Below are 19,190 nucleotides of genomic sequence, written 5' to 3'. Positions count from 1 at the left end.
CCCTTGGCTCCCCGTCGTTCCCGGTGTATCCCGCCACTGTCCGGCCCCCCCGTGCGAACCCGTTCCCGCGTCCGCCTCTTCCCGGCGTCTCGCTCTTCCCGGGGTCTCAGCGTTTCGGGTGCACCAGGCCGGCGTCGTAGGCGGCGACCACGGCGTGCACCCGGTCGCGCAGACCGAGCTTGCGCAGCACCGCCGACACGTGGGACTTCACCGTGGCCTCGGTGATCCACAACCGCCCGGCGATCTCAGCGTTCGACAGGGCCAGCGCCACCAGCCGCAGGATCTCCACCTCGCGCCCGGTCAGCACCTTCAGATCGGGCCGCGGGCCGCCGGGCGACAGCGCCGTGAATTCGTCGATCAGGCGCCGGGTGACCGACGGCGCCAGCAGCGAGTCCCCCCGCACCACCACCCGGATCGCCTCGGCAAGGTCGGCCGGGCGCACGTCCTTCAGCAGGAACCCGCTCGCGCCGGCCCGCAGCGCGGCGTGCACCGCGTCGTCCACGTCGTAGGTGGTCAGCACGAGCACTCGCGGGCCCGGTCCGGCCGCGACGATGCGGCGGGTGGCCTCCAGACCGTCCATCACCGGCATCCGCACGTCCATGAGGACGACGTCCGGCTTCAGCGCGCCCGCCAGCCGGACCGCCTGGGCCCCGTCCGCCGCCTCGCCCACGACCTCCAGATCAGGCCGGGCGTCGAGCACCATCCCGAAGCCGCTTCGTACCAGCTCCTGGTCGTCGGCCACCAGCACCCGCACCGGACGCCCAGCCGCGGCCGTCATCAGACCCGCCCCCGCACCGGAAGCCGCGCGCTGACCCGGAAACCGCCCGGCCACCCGGGCCCGGCCTCCACCGGGCCCGCCTCCAGCACGCCCCCGACCAGGGCGGCCCGCTCCCGCATCCCGGCGATCCCCCGGCCCGGGACCGAACCAGCACCCGCGCGTCCGGCGTCCACCGTTGCGCCCCCCACCGACTCGCCCTCCACCGCGCCGTCGACCACGCCGTCCCGCACCCACACGTTGTCCACCAGCAGCTCCAGCCCTCGCTCGCCCACCGTCACCCGCACCCGGGCCGGAGCACCGGCGCCGTGCCGCAGCACGTTGGTCAGCGACTCCTGGATGATCCGGAACGCACTCAGCTGGACCCCCGGCGGCAGGCTCGACGGGTCACCCTGCACCTGCACCGCGACCCGCAGACCCGCCGCCTCCAGGGGGCCGATCACGTCGGGACCGAGGCGCTCCAGCGTCGGTTGTGGAGTGGTGTTCGCCGCATCCGCTTCGCTTTTCAACCTGTTGTCGCGAGACAGGAGGGTGCGGAGTTCGGTGAGGGCGTCCCGGCCAGTGGCCTCGATCGAGCGCAGGGCCTGACGGGCACGGTCGGGGTGGGTGTCGAAGACGTCGTCCGCAGCGGCGGCCTGCACCACGATCACCGAGACCCCGTGGGCGATCACGTCGTGGACGTCGCGGGCCAGGCGGGACTGCTCCTCCACCGCACTGCGCGCGGCGGCCTGCTCGATCATCAGCCGATGGCTGCGTAGCGCGAAGGCCAGAGCCCACACCGTCGCCGCCACCACGACGGCGAACTCCACATTGGCACGCACGTGCACGTGCGAGGGCAGCACCAGCAACGTCAGTCCCATCACCCCGGCGAGCGCGGGTAGCGACCGGACGACGGGACGACGGGCGGTCAGCGTCCACAGGGCCACCAGCGCGGCATAGGGAAACAGCGCCTCCGGCGCGATCACCTGGCTCACGGCGCCCAGCAGTAGGTTCAGGACCAGCACCCGTTCCGGATTCCGGTGCCGCCGGTACAGCGACATCCCGGCCGCCGACCCGGCCAGCAACCCGCACCAGCGCAGCGGTCCCCGGTCCGTGCTGTCGAGCACCACGCCCACGGTGAACAAGACGATCAGCGCAGGCACGGCGGCATTCAGCCCAGCGCCGACCGCCCGAGTCACCCGAGCCGGCCCCGCCGGACGCGACGGGCGGCCGGGCCACGAGCCCTCAGGACGCCGCGCACGAGGCCACCGCAGCCCTGGCCGGAGCCGCTCCGGCCAGGTGGGTGTCCAGGACGACAACCATGCAGGTGGCCGTGGTGCCTGCCGCCGTCGTCGCCGTCCCCACATTCGCCCTGCCACGTCGGCCACCCTAGGCAGGCGGACCGGCCCCGACATCCGTCTCAGGACGGAGATCGGTTCCGGGACGACCACCGTCGGATCGGTCTCCAGATTCAGCTCAGCGGGTCAGCGGGTCACTGCCAGGCCGGACGCGGAGACCGTCGCCGGCCCGCACCGAGCAGCGGCCGGGCCGGGCAGCGGCCGGGCAGCGCGAGTGCCGGGACAGGCGGCGGCCCGGCCTCGCGGCCGGACTGCCGTCCCCTTCCGGATCACCCCCGGTGCCCGCGCTCCCCGCGCCCGGCACGCCCGGCACGCCCGGTCTGCTCGGTGCGACGCAGCGCGTCGACGCTCACCAGGCCGGTGCCCGCCATGATCAGCAGGAAGCCCAGCCCGATCGCCGGCACCAGGAAGTACGGCGTCCCGGTGAAAGCCAGCCCGCCGTCGCCCGAGCCGGAACCCGCCCCGGCACCCGACCCGGCACCGTCACCGGAGTCGTTGCCGCCCTCACCACCGGTCCCCGTGCCCCCGCCGCCGTCGCCGTCGCCGTCGCCGTCACCGGAGTCGTTGCCACCCTCACCACCGGTCCCCGTGCCCCCGCCGCCGTCGCCGTCACCGGAGTCGTTGCCACCCTCACCACCGGTCCCGGTACCGCCGCCGCCGTCGGCGGCCACGATCGTCACCTGGGCGGTCTGGGTGACCGACTGCCCGAGCACGTCGGTGGCGGTGATCGTGAAACTGTCGGTACCCACCGCGTCGGGCGCGGTGTACACGCACGACAGGCTGCGGGCGCCGACCGTCACGGTGCCCGGCCCGGTCGGGCTGCCGCAGGCGTCCACCGTCAGCCCGGCGTACTCCGGGCCGCGCGGCGCGATCACCGACGTCGACCCGGTGACCACCTCCACCGTGAACGCGGCCGCCGACGGCTGCGGGATGAACGTGAAGGCCTGCACGAAGCTGATCGTCCCGGCCGCGTTGGTCACCGTCACGGTGACCGGGCCCTGGGCGTGGGCCGGTGAGAGCACGGTCAGCGTGTTCGAGTACGCCGCCCGGATCCCGGCCGGCACCGCCGCACCGCGCAGGCCCGCCCCGCCGACGTCCGGGCCGAGGGTGACGCCCTCACCCGGCACCCCGTCGAACGCGACCGTGGTCTGCTCGTCGAAGTTCGACCCGCTGATCGTCAGCACGGTGCCGCCCGCGACCGGCCCCACCTCCGGGGTGATCGACGTGATCTGCGGCAGCTCGGTCAGCGGCACATAGGTGTAACTGACGTCGTCCGTGCTCGTGCCGTTGGCCGTGGTGACCCGGAAAACCGCTGTGCCGGTGCCGTTGATCGGCACGGTGAGGGTGATCTCGGTGTCGCTGACCACGGTGAACGACACGCTCGTGCCACCCAGCGTCACCGCACTCGCACCGGTCAGCCCGACGCCGCTCAGGGTCACCGTGTCACCCCCGGCGGCCGGGCCGCGCGAGGGCGTCACCGCCGTGAGCACCGGCGCCGAGCCTGGCGCCACGTAGCGGTAGCCCTGGGTCAGGGTGCCGGTGCCGGTGGGCCCGGTCACCGTGACGTCGACCGGGCCGGCCGCGTGCGCCGGGGTGACGGCGGTCAGGGTGGTGTCATCGGTCACCGTCGGCGCCACCGTGATGCCGTCGAACGTCACCGCGGTGGCCCCGGTCAGCCGGGTGCCGGTGATCGTCACCCGGGTGCCGCCGGCGGTGGTGCCGGCGTAGGGCGACACCGCGGTGACGCCCGGCGCCGCCGTGTAGGTGTAGGTCGCGGCCGCGCTGACCGGCGACGTGCCGACCGGCGTGACCACCCGCACCGCGCGGTCACCGGCCTGCCCGGCCGGGGTGAGCGCGGTGATCGTGGTGTCGTCGACCACGGTGAAGCTCGCCGCCGCCGTGCCCCCGAACGTCACCTGGGTGGCGCCGGTGAACCCGGTGCCGGTGATCGTCACCGTGGTGCCGCCGGCCACCGGGCCGTTGTCCGGTGAGAGACCGGTGACCGCCGGGGCCAGCGGCGCGCTCGTGTACTGGAACCGTGCCGACGGCGAGGGCGCCGAGGTGCCGCCCGGGCCGGTCACGGTGATGTCGGCCGTGCCGGTGACCCCGGTCGGGGCGGTCACCGTGATCGTGCCGTCCGGGTTCACCGTGAACGCCGTCACCGCGACCGTGCCGAAGTACACGGTGGTGGCGCCGGTGAACCCGCTGCCGCTGATCGTCACCACCGTGCCGGCCGGGCCGGTGGCCGGCGAGATCCCGCTGACCGCCGGGACCGGCGGCGCCGACACGTACTGGAACCGCGCCGACGACGAGGTGGCCGAGGTGCCGCCCGGGGTGACCACGGTGACGTCGACCGTGCCCACGGTGCCCGCCGGGGCGGTCGCCGTGATGCTGCCGTCCGAGTTCACCGTGAAGCCCGTCGCCGCCACCGAGCCGAAGAACACGGCCGTGGCACCGCTGAACCCGCTGCCGCTGATCGTCACCTGGGTGCCGCCGCCCGACGAGCCGGTGGACGGCGAGACACCGCCCACCGTGGGCACCGGCGCCGCGGCCACGTACTGGAAACGGGACGACGGCGAGGTGGCCGAGGTGCCCGCCGGGCCGGTCACCGTCACGTCGACCGTGCCCGCCGCACCCGCCGGGGCCGTGGCCGTGATGCTGCCGTCCGAGTTCACCGTGAAGCCCGTCGCCGCGACCGCGCCGAAGAACACGGCCGTCGCCCCGGTGAAACCGCTGCCGCTGAGCGTCACCAGCGTGCCACCGGCCACCGCACCGCTGGACGGCGAGACCCCGCCCACCACCGGCGTGGCCAGGTAGCTGAACCGCGAGGACGGCGAGGTGGCCGAGGTGCCCGCCGGGCCGGTCACCGTCACGTCGACCGGGCCCGCCGCACCCGCCGGGGCGGTCGCCGTGATGCTGCCGTCGCTGCTCACCGTGAAGCTCGCGGCCGCCACCGTGCCGAAGAACACGGCCGTGGCGCCGGTGAAGTCGCTGCCGCTGACCGTCACCACCGTGCCGCCGCCGGACGGGCCGCTGGCCGGGCTCAACCCGGTGACGGAAGGCGTTGTCACATAGGTGAAGTCGTTCACCGTGCCGGCCGTGGCCGAGTCACCGTTGGGCGTGGTCACCACCACGTCGACGGAGCCGGACGAGGTGGCCACCGGCACCGTCGCCGTCAGCCGGGTGGTGCTCACGAACGTCACGGCCGCGCTGAGCGCACCGAACTTCACGCTCGCGTCGCTGGTGAACCCGGTGCCGTCGATGGTCACCTGAGCGCCTCCGGTCAGGGCACCCACGGACGGCGAGAGACCGGTGACGGCCGGCGCGGGCAGGTACTGGAACGCCGTCTGCGCGGTGGACTGCGAGGTCCCGCCGTCGTTCGTGATCCGCACGCTCACCGTGCCGGTACCGCCCGGCGACGTGGTGTGGATCTCGGTCGGGCTGACGATCGCGAACGACGCGGTGTCCGGGCCGAAGCTGACCCCGGTGGCCGAGTCGAACCCGGTGCCCCGCACCACCACGGCCGTGCCGCCGCGCTCGCCGCCCCGGTCCGGGGTCACCGACGTGATCGAGGGGATGTCGACGAAGACGAACGGTGTGGTCCCCGAGGTGCCGGAGGCGGTGCGCACCGCCACCTGCACCGAGCCGGCCGCGTGCGCCGGGGTGGTCAGCCGCAGCTGCGTGGCGCTGACGAAGGTGACCGCCGAGGCCGCCACCGGCGTCCCGTCGATCAGGATCTCCGAGGCGCTGGTGAAGCCCTGGCCGATCACCGTGACCACGGTGCCGCCGCCGAGCGCGCCGCGGGCCGGGTTGAGCGAGGTGAGCGTCGGCGCGCCGGCGTAGGTGAACCCGTCCGTCGCGGTCGCCGCGGAGGTGCCGAACGGGCCCTCGACGGTGACGTGGAACGTGCCGGGCATGCCCATCGCCGGGCTGGTGGCGGTGATCTGGCTGTCCGAGTCCACGGTGAAGGACTGCGCCGCCACGGTGCCGAAGTACACCTGCGTGGCGTTGGTCAGGCCGCTGCCGGTGAGGGTGACGACGGTGCCGCCGCCGGTGCCGCCGGTGTCCGGGCTGACCGCGGTGACGGTCGGCAGCGGCTCGTAGGTGAAGGAGGCCGGGGCCGAGGTGCCGCCCGAGGCCGTGGTGACCTCCACGTCCACCGCCCCGGCGGCGTGCGCCGGGGTGGTCACGGTCAGCTGGGTGGCACTGTCCCGGGTGACACCGGTGGCCGCCGCGCCACCGAAGGTCACGCCGGTGACGTCGTAGAACTGGGTGCCGGTGACGACGACCGTGTCGCCCCCGGCCACCGCCCCGGAAACCGGTGCCACGGAGGTGACCGTCGGCGTCCCCACGTACCGGAAGTCGTCCCGGGTGCCCGAGACGTCGGAGGTGCCGCCCGGGGTGGTGACCGCGACGTCCACCACCCCGGCGCCGCCGGCCGGTGAGGTGACGCGCAGCTGGGTGTCACTGACGAACTGCACGCCGGTGCCGGCGTTGGCGCCGAACGCCACGGTGGAGCCGGCGGTGAAGCCGGTGCCGCTGATCGTCACCAGGGTCGCGCCGCCGGCCGGGCCGGAGTCGGGGGCGACACCGGTGACGGTGGGCCCGGCCAGGTAGGTGAACTGGTCGGCGCTGACGGCCGGCGAGGTGGCGTACACGCCGGTCACCGTGACGTGCACGGTGCCGGCCGCGCCGGCCGGGGCCACCGCCGTGATCTGGTTGTCGTTGACCACGGTCGGGCTGCCCGCGGCCAGGTTGCCGAACCGCACCCCGGTGGCGCCGGTGAACCCGGAACCGCTGACCGTGACCAGGGTTCCGCCGGCAGTGCTGCCGGAGGACGGGGCGATGCCGGTGACGGCCGGGCCGGCCACGAACGTGTACCGGTTGGCCGGGGCGTCGGCCGAGGTGCCGCCGAGGGTGGTGGTGACGTGCACGTTGACGGCTCCGGCCGCGTGCGCCGGGGTGGTCGCCACGATCAGCGTGTCGCTGCGCCGGTCCACCGTGGTGGCCGCGGTGCCGCCGAAGTCGACGCCGGTCACCCCGATGAACCCGGAGCCGGTGATGCTGACCTGCTCACCGCCACCGGCGTCGCCCGCGATCGGGGACAGGCCGGAGACCACCGGGGTGCCCACGTAGGTGTAGTCGTCCGCACCCGTGTTCGGTGAGACACCGCCCGCCGTGGTGACCCGGACGTCCACCGTTCCGGTGCCGGCCGGCGCGGTGACCGTGATCCCGGTCGTGCCGTTCACCGCCACCACGGTCGCCGGGATGGCGCCGAAGGCCACGGTGCTGCCCGGGGTGAACCCGGCGCCGGTGACGGTGACCGTGTTGTTGCCGGTCACCGACCCGCTCGACGGGCTCAGGCCGGTCACGGCCGGGGCACCGAGATAGGTGAAGACCGTTCCGGCGGCGCTGGTTCCGCCGTCGGCGGTGGTCACCGTGACATCGGCGGCGCCCGCCCCGTGGGCCGGGGTGACGGCGGTGATCGTGGTGTCGCCGACCACGGTGTAGCTGGTGGCGTCGGTGCCGCCGAACTTCACCGCGGCCGCCCCGCTCGCGGTCAGGAATCCGCTGCCGGTGACGGTGACGGAGGTGCCCCCGGTGGTCGGGCCGGCGGCCGGGCTGACCGCGGTGACCACCGGCTGGGCGACGAAGGTGAAGTCACCCGCGACCGGGACCGTCACCGACGTGCCGCCGGGGCCGGTCACGGTGACCGGTACCGTGCCCGCCGCGTGCGCGGGGGTGGTCACGGTGATGCTGGTGGGCCCGCTCACGGTGATCGGTCCCGGTGCTGACGTCGTCCCGAATCTGACGTCGGTCGCCCCGGTGAACCCGGTACCGGTCAGCGTGACCGTGGTGCCGCCGGCGATCGTGCCGGTGCCCGGGGTGAGCGACGTCAGCACCGGCAGGGCCGCGTAGGTGTAGGTCTGTGCGTTCGAGGTGCCGTAGCTGGAGACCACGGTGACGTTGCGGGTGCCGGCCGTGACGCCGGACGGGACCTGCACGGTGATCTGGGTGTCGGAGTCCTTGCGCAGGTTGGTGCCCGCCGTCGCGCCGAACTGCACGGAGGTGGCGTTGGTGAAACCGGTTCCGGTGAGCACCACGTCACCACCGCCGCCGACCGGGCCGGTGTCCGGGGTGATGGACGTGAGGGTCGGGGTGCCGACGTAGGTGAACACCGACGACGCGGTCTGCGCGCTGGTACCGCCGTTGGGCGTGGTCACCCGCACGTACACCGGGCCGGTGGCATGAGCCGGGAACCCGAGCAGCGTGATCTGGGTGTTCGTGACCGACAGCGGGGTGACGGCGGTGCCGCCGAAGTCCACGCTGGTGGCGCCGCTGAAACCGGAGCCGGAGATGGTGATCCCGGTCAGCGGGTCGCCGGCGGTGGCGCCGGTGTTCGGGCTGATCCCGCTGACCACCGGAGCCGCGACGTAGGTGAAGTTGCTGGCACCCAGCACGTTCCCGGAGGTGCCGCCCGGGGCGGTGACCGTGACCACCACGGTGCCGGCCGTTCCGGGCGGGGCGGTCACGGTGATGCTGCTGTCGCTGCTGACCGTCAGCTGGCCGACCGGGACCGGGGTGCCGCCGAACGACACCCCGGTGGCACCGGTGAAGCCGCTGCCGCTGATCGTCACGGTGCGCCCGCCGGCCTCCGGGCCGGAGTTCGGGCTCAGGCCCGTGACGACCGGCGCGGCGACGTAGGTGTAGGGCCGGGTGCCGGAGATCCCGTAGGCCAGGCTGGTCACGCTCACGTTGACCGTCTGCCCGGCCAGGCTGCTGGGCACGGTCGCGGTGATCTGGGTGTCCGAGACCTTGGTGAACGTGGCGCCCTGGGCGCCGAAGTTCACGCTGTCCACGTTGGTGAACCCGGCGCCGGTCAGCGTCACGGTGTTACCGCCGGCCATCGGGCCGGAGTTCGGCGAGACCGACGTCAGCGTGGGCTGCCCGACGTAGGTGAGCACCGCGGCCGAGGTGGCCGCGCTGGTTCCGCCGTTGGTGGTGGTCACGGTGACGTCGGCCGGGCCGACCGCGTGCGCGGGGATCAGGGCCACAGTGATCGTGGAGTCGTTGACCAGGACCCCGACGACGCTCTGGCCGTCGATCCTCACCGACGTCATCCCGGTGAAGTTGGAGCCGCTGATCGTCATCGCCAGTCCGCCGGCGGCGGGCACGCTACTGGGTGACAGCGACGTGATCACCGGGGCGGCGGTGTAGGTGAACCGGTTGGCGCCGGTGGTGGTGAAACTGCCGCCGGGGGTGGTGACGGCCACGGCCGCCGGGCCCGCGCTGCCCGCGGGCGTGGTCGCGGTGATCTGGGTGGCGCTGTTCACGGTGAAGCCGGCCGCGGGCGTCCCCCCGAAGCTCACGGCCGTGGTCCCGGTCAGGTTGGTGCCGGTGAGGACGACGCTGGTGCCGCCCGCGACCGGGCCCGCGGACGGCGAGATCCCGGTCACCGTGGGCGATCCCGCGTAGACGTAGTTGTCGGCCGCGGTGTTCGCCGAGGTGCCGCCGGGGGTGGTGACCCGCACGTCCGCCGTCCCGGTGCCGGCCGGCACGGTGACGGTCAGGGTGGTCGCGTTGACCACGCTGAGTCCCGAGCCGTTGTTCGCCCCGAACGCCACCTGGGTGGCGCCGGTGAAGCCGGTGCCGGTGACGGTCACGGTGTTGCCGCCCGCGGTCGGGCCGGTGGCCGGGCTGACCCCGCTCACCGTGGGCAGGGCGATGTAGGTGAACTGGTCGGCGGCCGAGGCCGCGGACGTGCCGGCCGGGTTGGTCACGGTCACGTCGACCGTGCCGGCGCTGCCCGCCGGGGCGGTCGCGGTGATGCTCGTGGCCGAGTTCACCGTGTAGCCGGTCGCATTCGTGCCACCGAACTGCACCGCCGAGGCGCCCGAGAGCCCGGCGAAACCGGTGCCGGTGATCGTGACGGAGGTGCCACCGGCGGCCGGGCCGGTGCCCGGGCTGACCGCGGTGACGGTGGGCTGGCCGATGTAGGTGAAGTCGTCGTTCGCGGTGTTGGCCGAGGTACCGCCGGCGGTGGTGACCGTGAGGTCGACCGTGCCCGCGCTGCCGGCCGGGGAGGTGACGGTGATGCTCGTGCCGGTGTTGGCGGTGATCGTGCCGGTCGCGGTGCCGAACTTCACCGACGTCGCGTTGGCCAGGCCGGTGCCGGTGACGGTCACGACGGTGCCGCCCGCGAGCGCGCCGACGGCCGGGGAGATGCTGGTGACGGCCGGTGCCGCGACGTAGGTGTACTGGTCGGCGGTGACCACGTCGGACTGGCCGCCGGCGGTGGTGACGCGTACGTCGATCTGGCCGGCCGACCCGGCCGGGGCGACGGCGGTGACCTGGGTGGCGCTGTCCGCGCTGAAGCTGGTGGCCGCGGTGCCGCCGAAGCTGACGGCGGTGGCGTTGGCCAGGCTGGTGCCGGTGATCGTGACGGTGGTGCCGCCGGCGGTGGGGCCGCGGACCGGGGTGATCGAGGTGATCACCGGTTTCGGCACATAGGTGAAGTCGTCGGCGGCGGTGTTGGCCGAGGTGCCGGCCGGGTTCACCACGCGCACGTCGACGGTGCCGGTGCCGGCCGGGGCGATGGCCGTGATGCTGGTCAGCGAGTTGATGGTGTAGCTGGTGGCACTGGTGGCGCCGAACTTCACGTCGGTGGTGCCGAGGAAGCCGGTGCCGGTCACGGTGACGCTGGTGCCGCCCGGCTCACCGCCCTTGACCGGGGTGATGGCGCTGACCGCGGGAGTGGTGGGCACCGAGGTGCCGCACTCGCTGGTGCCGATGTCGAGGTTGACGTTGGCCAGGCCGGCGGCGCTGATCACGGCGCGCACGGCGATGACCTTCTTCGCGTACTGCCCGGAGCCCTGGTTGGTGGAGTCCTGGTAGTTGAGGATCAGCGACCCGGCGGTCAGTCCCGCCAGGGTCAGCGGGATGGTGTAGTTGGCGGGGATGACGCCGGTCGGGACGGCCGCGCCCAGGCTCAGGCCGCCGCCCAGCGACAGGCCGGTGACGGTGGACGAGCCGGTCACCCCGCTGCCGGTGGCGGCGCACTGCGAGTGCGTCGGGCCCAGGGAGATCAGGCCGCTGGCGACGTTCAGGCTGGCCAGGTCGGCGCTGGAGTTGGCCCGGTCGTAGAGCGGGTCGGCGGTGGCGGCGCTGTTGACCAGGCCGGCCGAGGCCACGGTGTCGATGCCCAGGCCGGAGAGGTTGGCGGCCTGGTTGGAGGGGGTGCCGGGATACTCGGACTTCACCACGCTGGTGATGTTCACCGTGGCCGCGGCGAGGAGTTTCACGCTGCCGTTGAGCACGTTGGCGTTGGAGATGACGGTGCCGCTGAACGCCGAGCCGCTCTGCGCGCCGGCCGGGATCAGCACCCCGGCCATCAGCAGGCCGACCAGGCCGCGGGCCGTGGCGGTACGCACGGGGCGGCCGGTGGCTGCTGGGCGGTTGCCTGGTGAACGGTTGCCCGCTGGAGAGGTGCCTGCCGGGGAACCGTCGCCAGCGGGGGGACGCTGGTCGGCGGGTGAATGCCCGGCTCCTTGCGTCAGGTCGGCGGACGCCGTTCCCCGCCATTTCGCTACCAGCCTGTTATCGCCGAGCCTGTTGACCCACGCGCGCATTCGTCAGTTCCCCCAGATTTCCCCATTGCAGCATGGGTGACTCTAGGTAACTCTGGAATTACAGAGAGGTAATTAACGCGGCGTGTCGCGGGAGCCAAACAGATGACGACGGGACGCGTGCGGCAAACCCAGCCGTTGGCCCGGGATCTGCACGGGATCTGCACGGGGTCTGGCGAACGGAGCAGGTGAGGACATGGGAGGCCGGGCCACGGAACCCGTGTGGCAGGCGCGAGACCCGGCACTCAGGGCCGGATCCCGCGCGTCCCCACTTTCTGGCGCTGTCAGACCCGGTCGGCCCGGGTGAACGCCACCGCGCCCTTGGCCGGCACGGTCACCTCGGCCGTGCCGTCGCCGGCCACCCGCACCGTCGGGCCCGAGCAGCGGCCGCCCCGGGCCACACCGGTGGTCACGTTGCAGTACGTCCCGGCGGGCAGGCCGGTGGAGAACGTGCGGGTGTGCGCGGCCCGGTCGTTGTTCAGCGCCACCCAGCCCGCCCGGCCGCGACCGAACGCGATCAGGTTCCCACCGTCGTCCCACCAGTTGCGCACCGCGGCGTCGCCCACCCGGTTGTGGAACCCGACCATCCCGGTGACCGCCGCGTCGGCGTGCACGCACACCCAGGCGGCGTCCGAGCAGTCGGTGTCGGTGATCAGGCCGTCCTTGCCGGACGGTGGGGAGGCGTCCGTGGTCTCCCAGGCGAAACTGCTGTAGACCTGCGGGGTTCCGTAGCCGTAGGCGAGCAGGAACTGCTGGGCGAGCAGGTTGGTGGCGCCGTCCTTGTAGTTGAGCGAGTCGCCGTTGCGCTCGGTGTCGTGGTTCTGCACGAAGCTCAGCGTCTTGTCCCCCGGGGTCAGTCCCGAGCCCTCGCCGAAGTCGCGCAGGGTGGCCAGGCTTCCGGTGCCGTCGGCCGGGTAGCTCTTGAACGCGTTCTTGATCTGGATGTCGGCGTCCAGCCCGAGCACCGCCGACCCGGCCTCGGTGAACGCCTGCGGCGACAGCGACCCCGGTCCCCCGCCGAACACCTCCAGCGCCACGTAGGGCCGGTCGCCGTCGACGGTGCGGTGCAGCTTCTTGCGCAGGGCGATCAGGTCGTCCTGCCCGACGTGCTTGGCGGCGTCCACCCGGAACCCCGAGACCCCGTAGCCCAGAAGCTTGTTCAGGTAGGCCGCCAGGGTGTCGCGCACGTGCGGGTCGGAGGTGTCCAGGTCGGCCAGCCCGACCAGCTCGCAGTAACGCACCTGCCGCAGGTTGTTGAAGTCCTCGATCCCACCGGTGGACGACGAACACTCCTCACCCCGGTGGTGGAAGTCCGCCGCGTCGTACAGCCCGTCGTAGGCGAAGTGGCTGTACTCGGTGCCCCCGTACGACACCGACCCCTGCCCGGTCATGTGATTGACCACCGCGTCGACGTACACCTTCACGCCCGCCGCGCGGCAGGTCCGCACCATCGCGCGGAACTCGGCCTCGGTGCCCATCCGGCTGGTCAGCTCGTAGGAGACCGGCTGATAGATCTCCCACCACGGATGCAGCACGGTGTCGCTGCCGTCGCCCAGCGCCGTGCGCCTGAGCGAGTCGGCCGGCTGCGACACCTGCACCCCGGCGTACCCGGCCGGGCCCAGTACCCGCGTGCACTCCGACGCCACCGAGTTCCAGTTCCACTCGAACAGATTCGCCATCACGTCCGAGCGTCCCGACGCCTTCAGCGGCGTGATCCCGGGCTCGCGGGTGCCGCCCAGCCCGTCCACGGCCGAGACCCCGGCCACCGACAGGCCGACCGCCGCGACCACGGCCAGCGCGGCCAGCACCGGGCGGGCGGCCCGGGACGCCCGGCGCCCGGGACGCTGCGCCGGGTGACCGTCGGGCGCCTGGCCGGACCCCTGCGTGGACCTTCGCGTGGCCGAATGCCCGGGTGAACGCCCAGCCGAATGCCCAGGTGAGTTCCCGGGCGCGTTCCCGGGCGAGTGACTCGGCGGGGATCCGGCCGCGTACCCGGGCGAGGACCCGGGCAGGTGACCGGCCGACGGTGTGGCCGGGCGCGCGGACGACGGCGTGGCGTGCCCGGCGGACTGCTGGGTGGACTGCTGGGCGGACCGATGGGTGGGACGTTGGGCAGACATGCAACTCCCCCGGGGTCGACGTTGACCCCACGAAGAGTAATCCCGAAATCACGAAGCGAGAACAGTCTTCCGCCGGCGGCCTACCCAGCCACTCAGCCGGCCACTCACCCGGCCACTCACCCGGCCAGAATGTGCCGCGCCCGCACCACCTCGTCGCGCCCCTCACGCACCAGCCGCGCCAGCCAGGCCGGGGGCTGAGCCTCGGCCAGGTACTGCTCGGTCAGCGCGGGCAGGTCGGCCCGGGCCTGCGCGGGCGGGTAGGCGCCCTTGGCGAAGGTCTGGGTGCGCTCGCTCGGCCAGGTGTCGGCCACGTTGGTGAGCACGTCGAAGTAGGCCTGCGCCCAGCCCTCGGTGAGCTGTGCGTGCTCGGGGGCGTGGAAGCCCGCGAGCGCCGAGCCGAGCGTGCCGAGCGGCTGTTCACCGGCGACGAAGGCATGCCAGGCAGCGGTTTTCGCCTCGGGCGTGGGAATCGCCGCGGCGCAGGCGGCGGCCTGTGAGCGGCCCTTGTCGGTGGGGTCGCGGCGCAGCTCGGCGTCGATCTGCTGCTGGGTGCCGCGGCCGGTGGTGACCAGCCGACGCAGCAGGCTCCAGCGCAGGTCGGTGTCGACGACCAGCCCGGGCAGGTTGGCCGTGCCGGACAGCAGTCCCTCGAGCACCGCCAGCTGCTCGGGCGAGGCGGCGCCGGAGGCGAACGCCCGCACGTAGGCGAGCTGTTCGTGTGAGCCGGGCGCGGCCGTGCCGGCCAGGTCGAGCAGCCCGGCGGCCAGGGCGGTGAGCCCGGCCTCGCGCCGGCCGGCGGGCAGGTAGTGCCGGGTGGCCGCGACCGCCTGGTCGAGCAGGTTGCGCCGGATGGCCGCGCTGGCCACCGTGTTCACGCCGGCCAGCACCAGCTGGGCGTAGCGGGCCGGGGGCAGCTCGCCGTCGCGCAGCATGTCCCAGGCGATGCCCCAGCACACGGCCTGGGCCAGCGGGTCGCCGATGCGGCCGATGCCGGTGAGCACGGTGTGCAGCGAGGCCTCGTCGAGCCGGACCTTGGCGTAGGTCAGGTCGTCGTCGTTCACCAGCACCAGGTCGCCGCGGGCCTGGCCGAGCAGCTCGGGCACCTCGGTGCGGGGCCCGGCCACGTCGAGTTCGACGCGGTGCCGGCGCACCAGTTCACCGGCCTTCTCGTCGTACAGGCCGATGGCGATCCGGTGCGAGCGCAGCGTGGGGTGCTGCGGGTCGGCGCCCTGCACGACGGCGAAACTGCTGAACGCGCCGGACTCGTCGAGGGTGAACTCGGCCCGCAGGGTGTTCGGGCCGGTGGTCTCCAGCCACTGCGCCGACCAGTCCGTCATGTCGCGGCCGGTCTGCTCGGTGAGGGCGGCGAGCAGGTCGGCCAGGGTGGCGACGCCCCAGGCGTGCCGCACGAAGTAGCGGCGCAGCGCGGCCAGGAAGGTGTCGGTGCCGATCGTGGCGACCAGCTGCTTCAGCACCGACGCGCCCTTCTGGTAGGTGATCGCGTCGAAGTTCACCTCCATCGAGCGGATGTCGACGATGTCGGCGGCGATCGGGTGCGTGGTGGAGAGCTGGTCCTGGCGGCAGGCGCGGGCCTTGGCCGCGTCGGCGAAGGTGGCCCAGGCGTCGGCCCAGCGGGTGGCGCTGCTCTGGGCCAGGGCGGCGGCGTAGGTGGCGAACGACTCGTTCAGCCACAGGTCGTCCCACCAGCTCATGGTGACCAGGTCGCCGAACCACATGTGCGACATCTCGTGCAGGACGGTGGAGGCCCGGCGCTCGTGCTCGGCGTCGGTGACCCGCGAGCGGAACACGTAGGTCTCGGTGAAGGTGACGCAGCCGGGGTTCTCCATGGCGCCGAGGTTGAACTCGGGCACGAACGCCTGGTCGTACTTGCCGAACGGGTAGGCCATGCCGAACGCGGCCTGGAAGAAGTCGAGGCCGCGGCGGGTGACGTCGAGAATCTCCTCGGCGTCGAAGTGCGGGGCCAGCGACTGCCGGCACAGGGCGCGCATTGGGATGACCACCTCCTCGCCGTCGACCGTGCCGCGGTACTCGTCCGCCACCACGTGGTAGGGGCCGGCGACCACGGCGGTGAGGTAGGTGGACAGCACCGGGGTGGGGGCGAACTGCCAGCGCCGTGCCCCGTCGGCCGTCTCGACCGTGACGGGGCTGCTGTTGGAGACCACCTCCCAGTCGGCGGGGGCGGTGACGGTGAACTCGTAGCGCGACTTCAGGTCGGGCTGGTCGAAGCAGGCGAACATGCGCTGCGCGTCGGCCGTGGCGAACTGGCTGTGCAGGTACACCCGGTCGTCGACCGGGTCGGTGAAGCGGTGCAGGCCCTGGCCGGTGGTGGAGTAGGCGACGTCGGCGACCACGCGCAGGGTGTTGTGCGCCGCCAGGCCGGGCAGCGGGATGCGCCCGTGCGGGTCGGCGGCCAGCGGGGTGCCGTTCAGGTCGATCTCGTGGCAGGTGGCCTCGGCGATCTCGGCGAACGTGGACGCCCCGGGCTGGGTGCAGTCGAACCGGACCACGGTGGTGGAGCGGAACGTGTCCGCGCCCGTGGTCAGGTCGAGCTCGACGGTGTACGAATGGACGGTGAGCAACCGGCTGCGCTGCGCGGCCTCGTCTCGGGTCAGGTTCCCAGCCATGGCCGAAGCCTATGCGCCGGGTCCGACAATTCGCGCGACCCCCTAATTGCCCGATTCATACCCTCTCGACCCGCTCACGACGGCCGCGGGCAGGGGGAAACCCGGCCAGGGCGGGCCGGCCCGTCGCACTAGGCTCACCCGCGTGCCGACTCCCACACCGACTTCCGCACCGGTCTCCACACCGACTTCCACAGACCTGCTGGCCTCGGCCGCCGCGGCCCCCGGTTTCATGCCGCCCGACGAGGGCACGGCCCTGTACCGGGCGGCGCTGGCCGCCACCTCCCCGGAGCAGGGAGTGCCCGGCCCGCTGCTGGAGGTCGGCAGCTGGATGGGCAAGTCCGCGCTCTACCTGGCCGCGGCGGCCGTGCGCAACGGCCGGCAGGTGGTCACGGTCGACCACCACCGCGGCTCGGAGGAGCACCAGCCCGGCTGGGAGTACCACGACCCGTCCCTGGTGGACGAGGCCACCGGCCGGATCGACACGCTGCCCGCGTTCCGCCGCACGATCGCCGGGGCCGGGGCGGAGGACGTGGTGGTCGCGGTGGTCGCCGCCGGCCAGACCCTGGCCGCGATCTGGGGCACGCCGCTGGCGTTCCTGTTCGTCGACGGCAGCCACACCGACGAGTCCGCGCAGCGTGACCTGCGGTGCTGGGCGCCGCACCTGGCCGTCGGCGGCACCCTGGCCGTCCACGACGTGTTCCCCGACCCGGCCGACGGCGGCCAGGCCCCGTACCGGATGTACCGCGCGGCCCTGGACACCGGCGACTACGAGGAGCTGCCCGGCACGAACTCGCTGCGGCTGCTGCGCCGGGTGCGCCCCGGCACCTGAGATCCGGCTCAGGAGGCGATCCGCAGGTCCTCCGCCAGCTCCCAGGGCCGGAAGATCAGGCTGCGCGCGGTGTTCCCGGCCAGGGCGTCCACGGCCAGGACCACCGCCGCACCGGTCCAGGTGCTGCGTTCCACCGGCCAGCGCACCCCGTCGTCCGTCACCAGACCGGTCCAGTACGAGCCGTCGTCGTGACGCAGGTGCTGCATCGCGGCCACCAGCTGCGCCGCCGTCTCGTTCTCGCCGAGAACCGTGTGCGCGAGCGCCAGTTCGCAGGTCTCGGCGCCGGTCACCCAGGGCCGGTCGGCCACGCAGCGGATCCCCGAACCGGCCACGACGAACACCTCGCGCCGCGTGGCCAGCCGCGCGCCGGCGGCGGCACCGCTCAGGGCCCCGCCGAGCACCGGGTAGTACCAGTCCATCGAGAAGCGGCCCCGGTCAGCAAAAATGGTGGACGACGAGAGACCGGCCCGCTCTGCCGTCGTCCCGACGCCCGCGCCCGGCAGACCCGTTGAGCCCGGCGCGCTCTCGCAGTGCGCCCCGATCACCCCCGCCAGCCGGCCGGCGGCCCGCTCCCACTCCGCGGCCGGGCCGTCCCGCCCGGTCAGCCGGGCCAGGATCACCCCGCAGCGCAGGGCGTGGTGGATGCTGGAGCAGCCGGTCAGCAGCGCCGTCGGGTCCGCCTGCCCCTGCGGCGAGCGCGCCCAGCCGATGCTGCCGTCCGGATTGGCCAGTCCCAGAACGAATCCCAGGGCCCGGCGCACGGTCGGCCACATCCGGGCGAGGAACTCCTCGCCGTCGGCCCCACCGGCGCCCAGCCAGTGGTGCAGCACCCCGACGGCGACGTAGGCGGCGTGGTTGCTCTCCCCGGTCGCGTCGGTCACCGTGCCGTCGGCGGCGTAGCGCGAGGCCCAGCTGCCGTCGGCACGCTGCGTGCGCCGCAGCCACTCGTACCCGGCCCGGGCCTGCCCACGCAGCCCGGCCACGTCGAGGGCCATCAGGCACTCCACGTGGTCCCAGGCGTCCACGTGCGCCCCGGCCTCCCAGGGCACCGCGCCGTCGCCGTGCTGGGCGGCGGCGATGCTGCGCGCCGTGGCCAGCACCTGCGCCCCGCTCAGCAGCCCGGGGTGTTCCGGAACGGCGCCGCTCACGCGGGTTTACGCAGGTACAGCACCACGCTCTTGCCGATCAGCGGGTTCAGCGCCCGCTCGGCCAGCCGGGTGGCCCGGGGCTTCTTCACGATGTCCCACACCAGCAGGCGGTGCCAGGCCCGCACGATCGGGGTGTCCTCCATCCCGAAGAAGCACTTCAGCCACCAGTACACGCTGTGCAGGGCGTGTGCGTGGCCGGTGCCGGTGTGCTCCAGCCCGGCGTCGCGGCACAGCCCGGCCAGCTCCGAGGCCCGGTAGATGCGCACGTGCCCGCCCTCGTTGGCGTGGTAGGTGTCGGACAGGGCCCAGCAGATCCGCTCCGGCAGCCAGCGCGGCACGGTGATCGCCGCCAGGCCGCCGGGTTTCAGCACGCGGGCGATCTCGGCCACCGCGCTCGCGTCGTCCACAATGTGTTCCAGCACCTCGGAGGCGATCACCCGGTCGAACGACGCGTCGGGCAGCGGCAGTGCCCGCAGATCACCCACCACCGGCGCGGTCCGGGTGCCGGCCGGCGGCTCGCCCGCCAGGTCCATCGCCCCGGTCCAGGTGCGGGTGGTGGCCAGGTCGGCGTGGCTCAGGTCGAGCGAGACCACGTGCGCGCCCCGCCGGTAGGCCTCGAACGTGTGCCGGCCCTCCCCGCAGCCGAGGTCGAGCAGCTGTGTGCCGGCCCGCACGTCGAGACGGTCGTAATCCAGCGTCAGCACGCGATT

The 19,190-nt window shown here is 73.6% G+C and carries 8 protein-coding genes; 1 reads left to right on the top strand and 7 read right to left on the bottom strand.

Features of this window, described 5'->3' with window-relative positions; all coding sequences use genetic code 11:
* Positions 1 to 106 precede the first annotated feature (106 nt).
* The 5 genes from KIH74_RS05255 to pepN all read right to left on the bottom strand — a co-directional run bounded on the left by KIH74_RS05255 (position 107) and on the right by pepN (position 16,503).
* Positions 107 to 778: a response regulator gene (locus tag KIH74_RS05255; protein ID WP_214154619.1), complete on the bottom strand. Its 672-nt coding sequence runs from the start codon at positions 776 to 778 to the stop codon at positions 107 to 109.
* A complete protein-coding gene (locus KIH74_RS05250; RefSeq protein WP_214154618.1) occupies positions 778 to 1,917 on the bottom strand; it encodes a sensor histidine kinase in 1,140 nt (379 codons plus the stop codon). The genes KIH74_RS05255 and KIH74_RS05250 overlap by 1 nt, the downstream gene beginning before the upstream one ends.
* A gap of 464 nt (positions 1,918 to 2,381) precedes the next feature.
* Positions 2,382 to 11,543 carry an IPT/TIG domain-containing protein gene (locus tag KIH74_RS37485; protein ID WP_214154617.1) on the bottom strand — a complete coding sequence of 3,054 codons (9,162 nt, stop codon included), beginning with the start codon at positions 11,541 to 11,543 and terminating at the stop codon, positions 2,382 to 2,384.
* 479 nt (positions 11,544 to 12,022) lie between these two features.
* Positions 12,023 to 13,858 carry an alpha-amylase gene (locus KIH74_RS05240; RefSeq protein ID WP_214154616.1) on the bottom strand — a complete coding sequence of 612 codons (1,836 nt, stop codon included), beginning with the start codon at positions 13,856 to 13,858 and terminating at the stop codon, positions 12,023 to 12,025.
* 116 nt (positions 13,859 to 13,974) lie between these two features.
* Complete coding sequence (pepN, locus tag KIH74_RS05235; RefSeq protein WP_214154615.1) at positions 13,975 to 16,503, bottom strand: aminopeptidase N; 2,529 nt, start codon at positions 16,501 to 16,503, stop codon at positions 13,975 to 13,977.
* A 229-nt stretch (positions 16,504 to 16,732) separates the two neighbouring features.
* On the opposite strand from pepN, the gene KIH74_RS05230 reads away from it, so the two are divergent.
* The gene (locus KIH74_RS05230) at positions 16,733 to 17,332 is read left to right on the top strand and encodes a class I SAM-dependent methyltransferase (RefSeq protein ID WP_281417703.1); all 600 of its coding nucleotides are present in this window, start codon (positions 16,733 to 16,735) and stop codon (positions 17,330 to 17,332) included.
* A gap of 8 nt (positions 17,333 to 17,340) precedes the next feature.
* Here KIH74_RS05230 and KIH74_RS05225 read toward each other — a convergent pair whose 3' ends face one another.
* Together KIH74_RS05225 and KIH74_RS05220 are read right to left on the bottom strand one after the other, a co-directional pair.
* The gene (locus KIH74_RS05225; protein ID WP_214154613.1) at positions 17,341 to 18,480 is read right to left on the bottom strand and encodes a hypothetical protein; all 1,140 of its coding nucleotides are present in this window, start codon (positions 18,478 to 18,480) and stop codon (positions 17,341 to 17,343) included.
* Positions 18,477 to 19,184 carry a class I SAM-dependent methyltransferase gene (locus KIH74_RS05220; RefSeq protein WP_214154612.1) on the bottom strand — a complete coding sequence of 236 codons (708 nt, stop codon included), beginning with the start codon at positions 19,182 to 19,184 and terminating at the stop codon, positions 18,477 to 18,479. Before KIH74_RS05220 ends, KIH74_RS05225 begins: the two co-directional genes overlap by 4 nt.
* Between the last annotated feature and the right edge of the window lie 6 nt (positions 19,185 to 19,190).

Source organism: Kineosporia corallincola (assembly GCF_018499875.1).
In the GTDB taxonomy this organism is placed as follows: domain Bacteria; phylum Actinomycetota; class Actinomycetes; order Actinomycetales; family Kineosporiaceae; genus Kineosporia; species Kineosporia corallincola.
The sequence above is the reverse complement of the archived record's forward strand: the minus strand, read 5'-3'. Positions and strand labels throughout refer to the sequence as shown.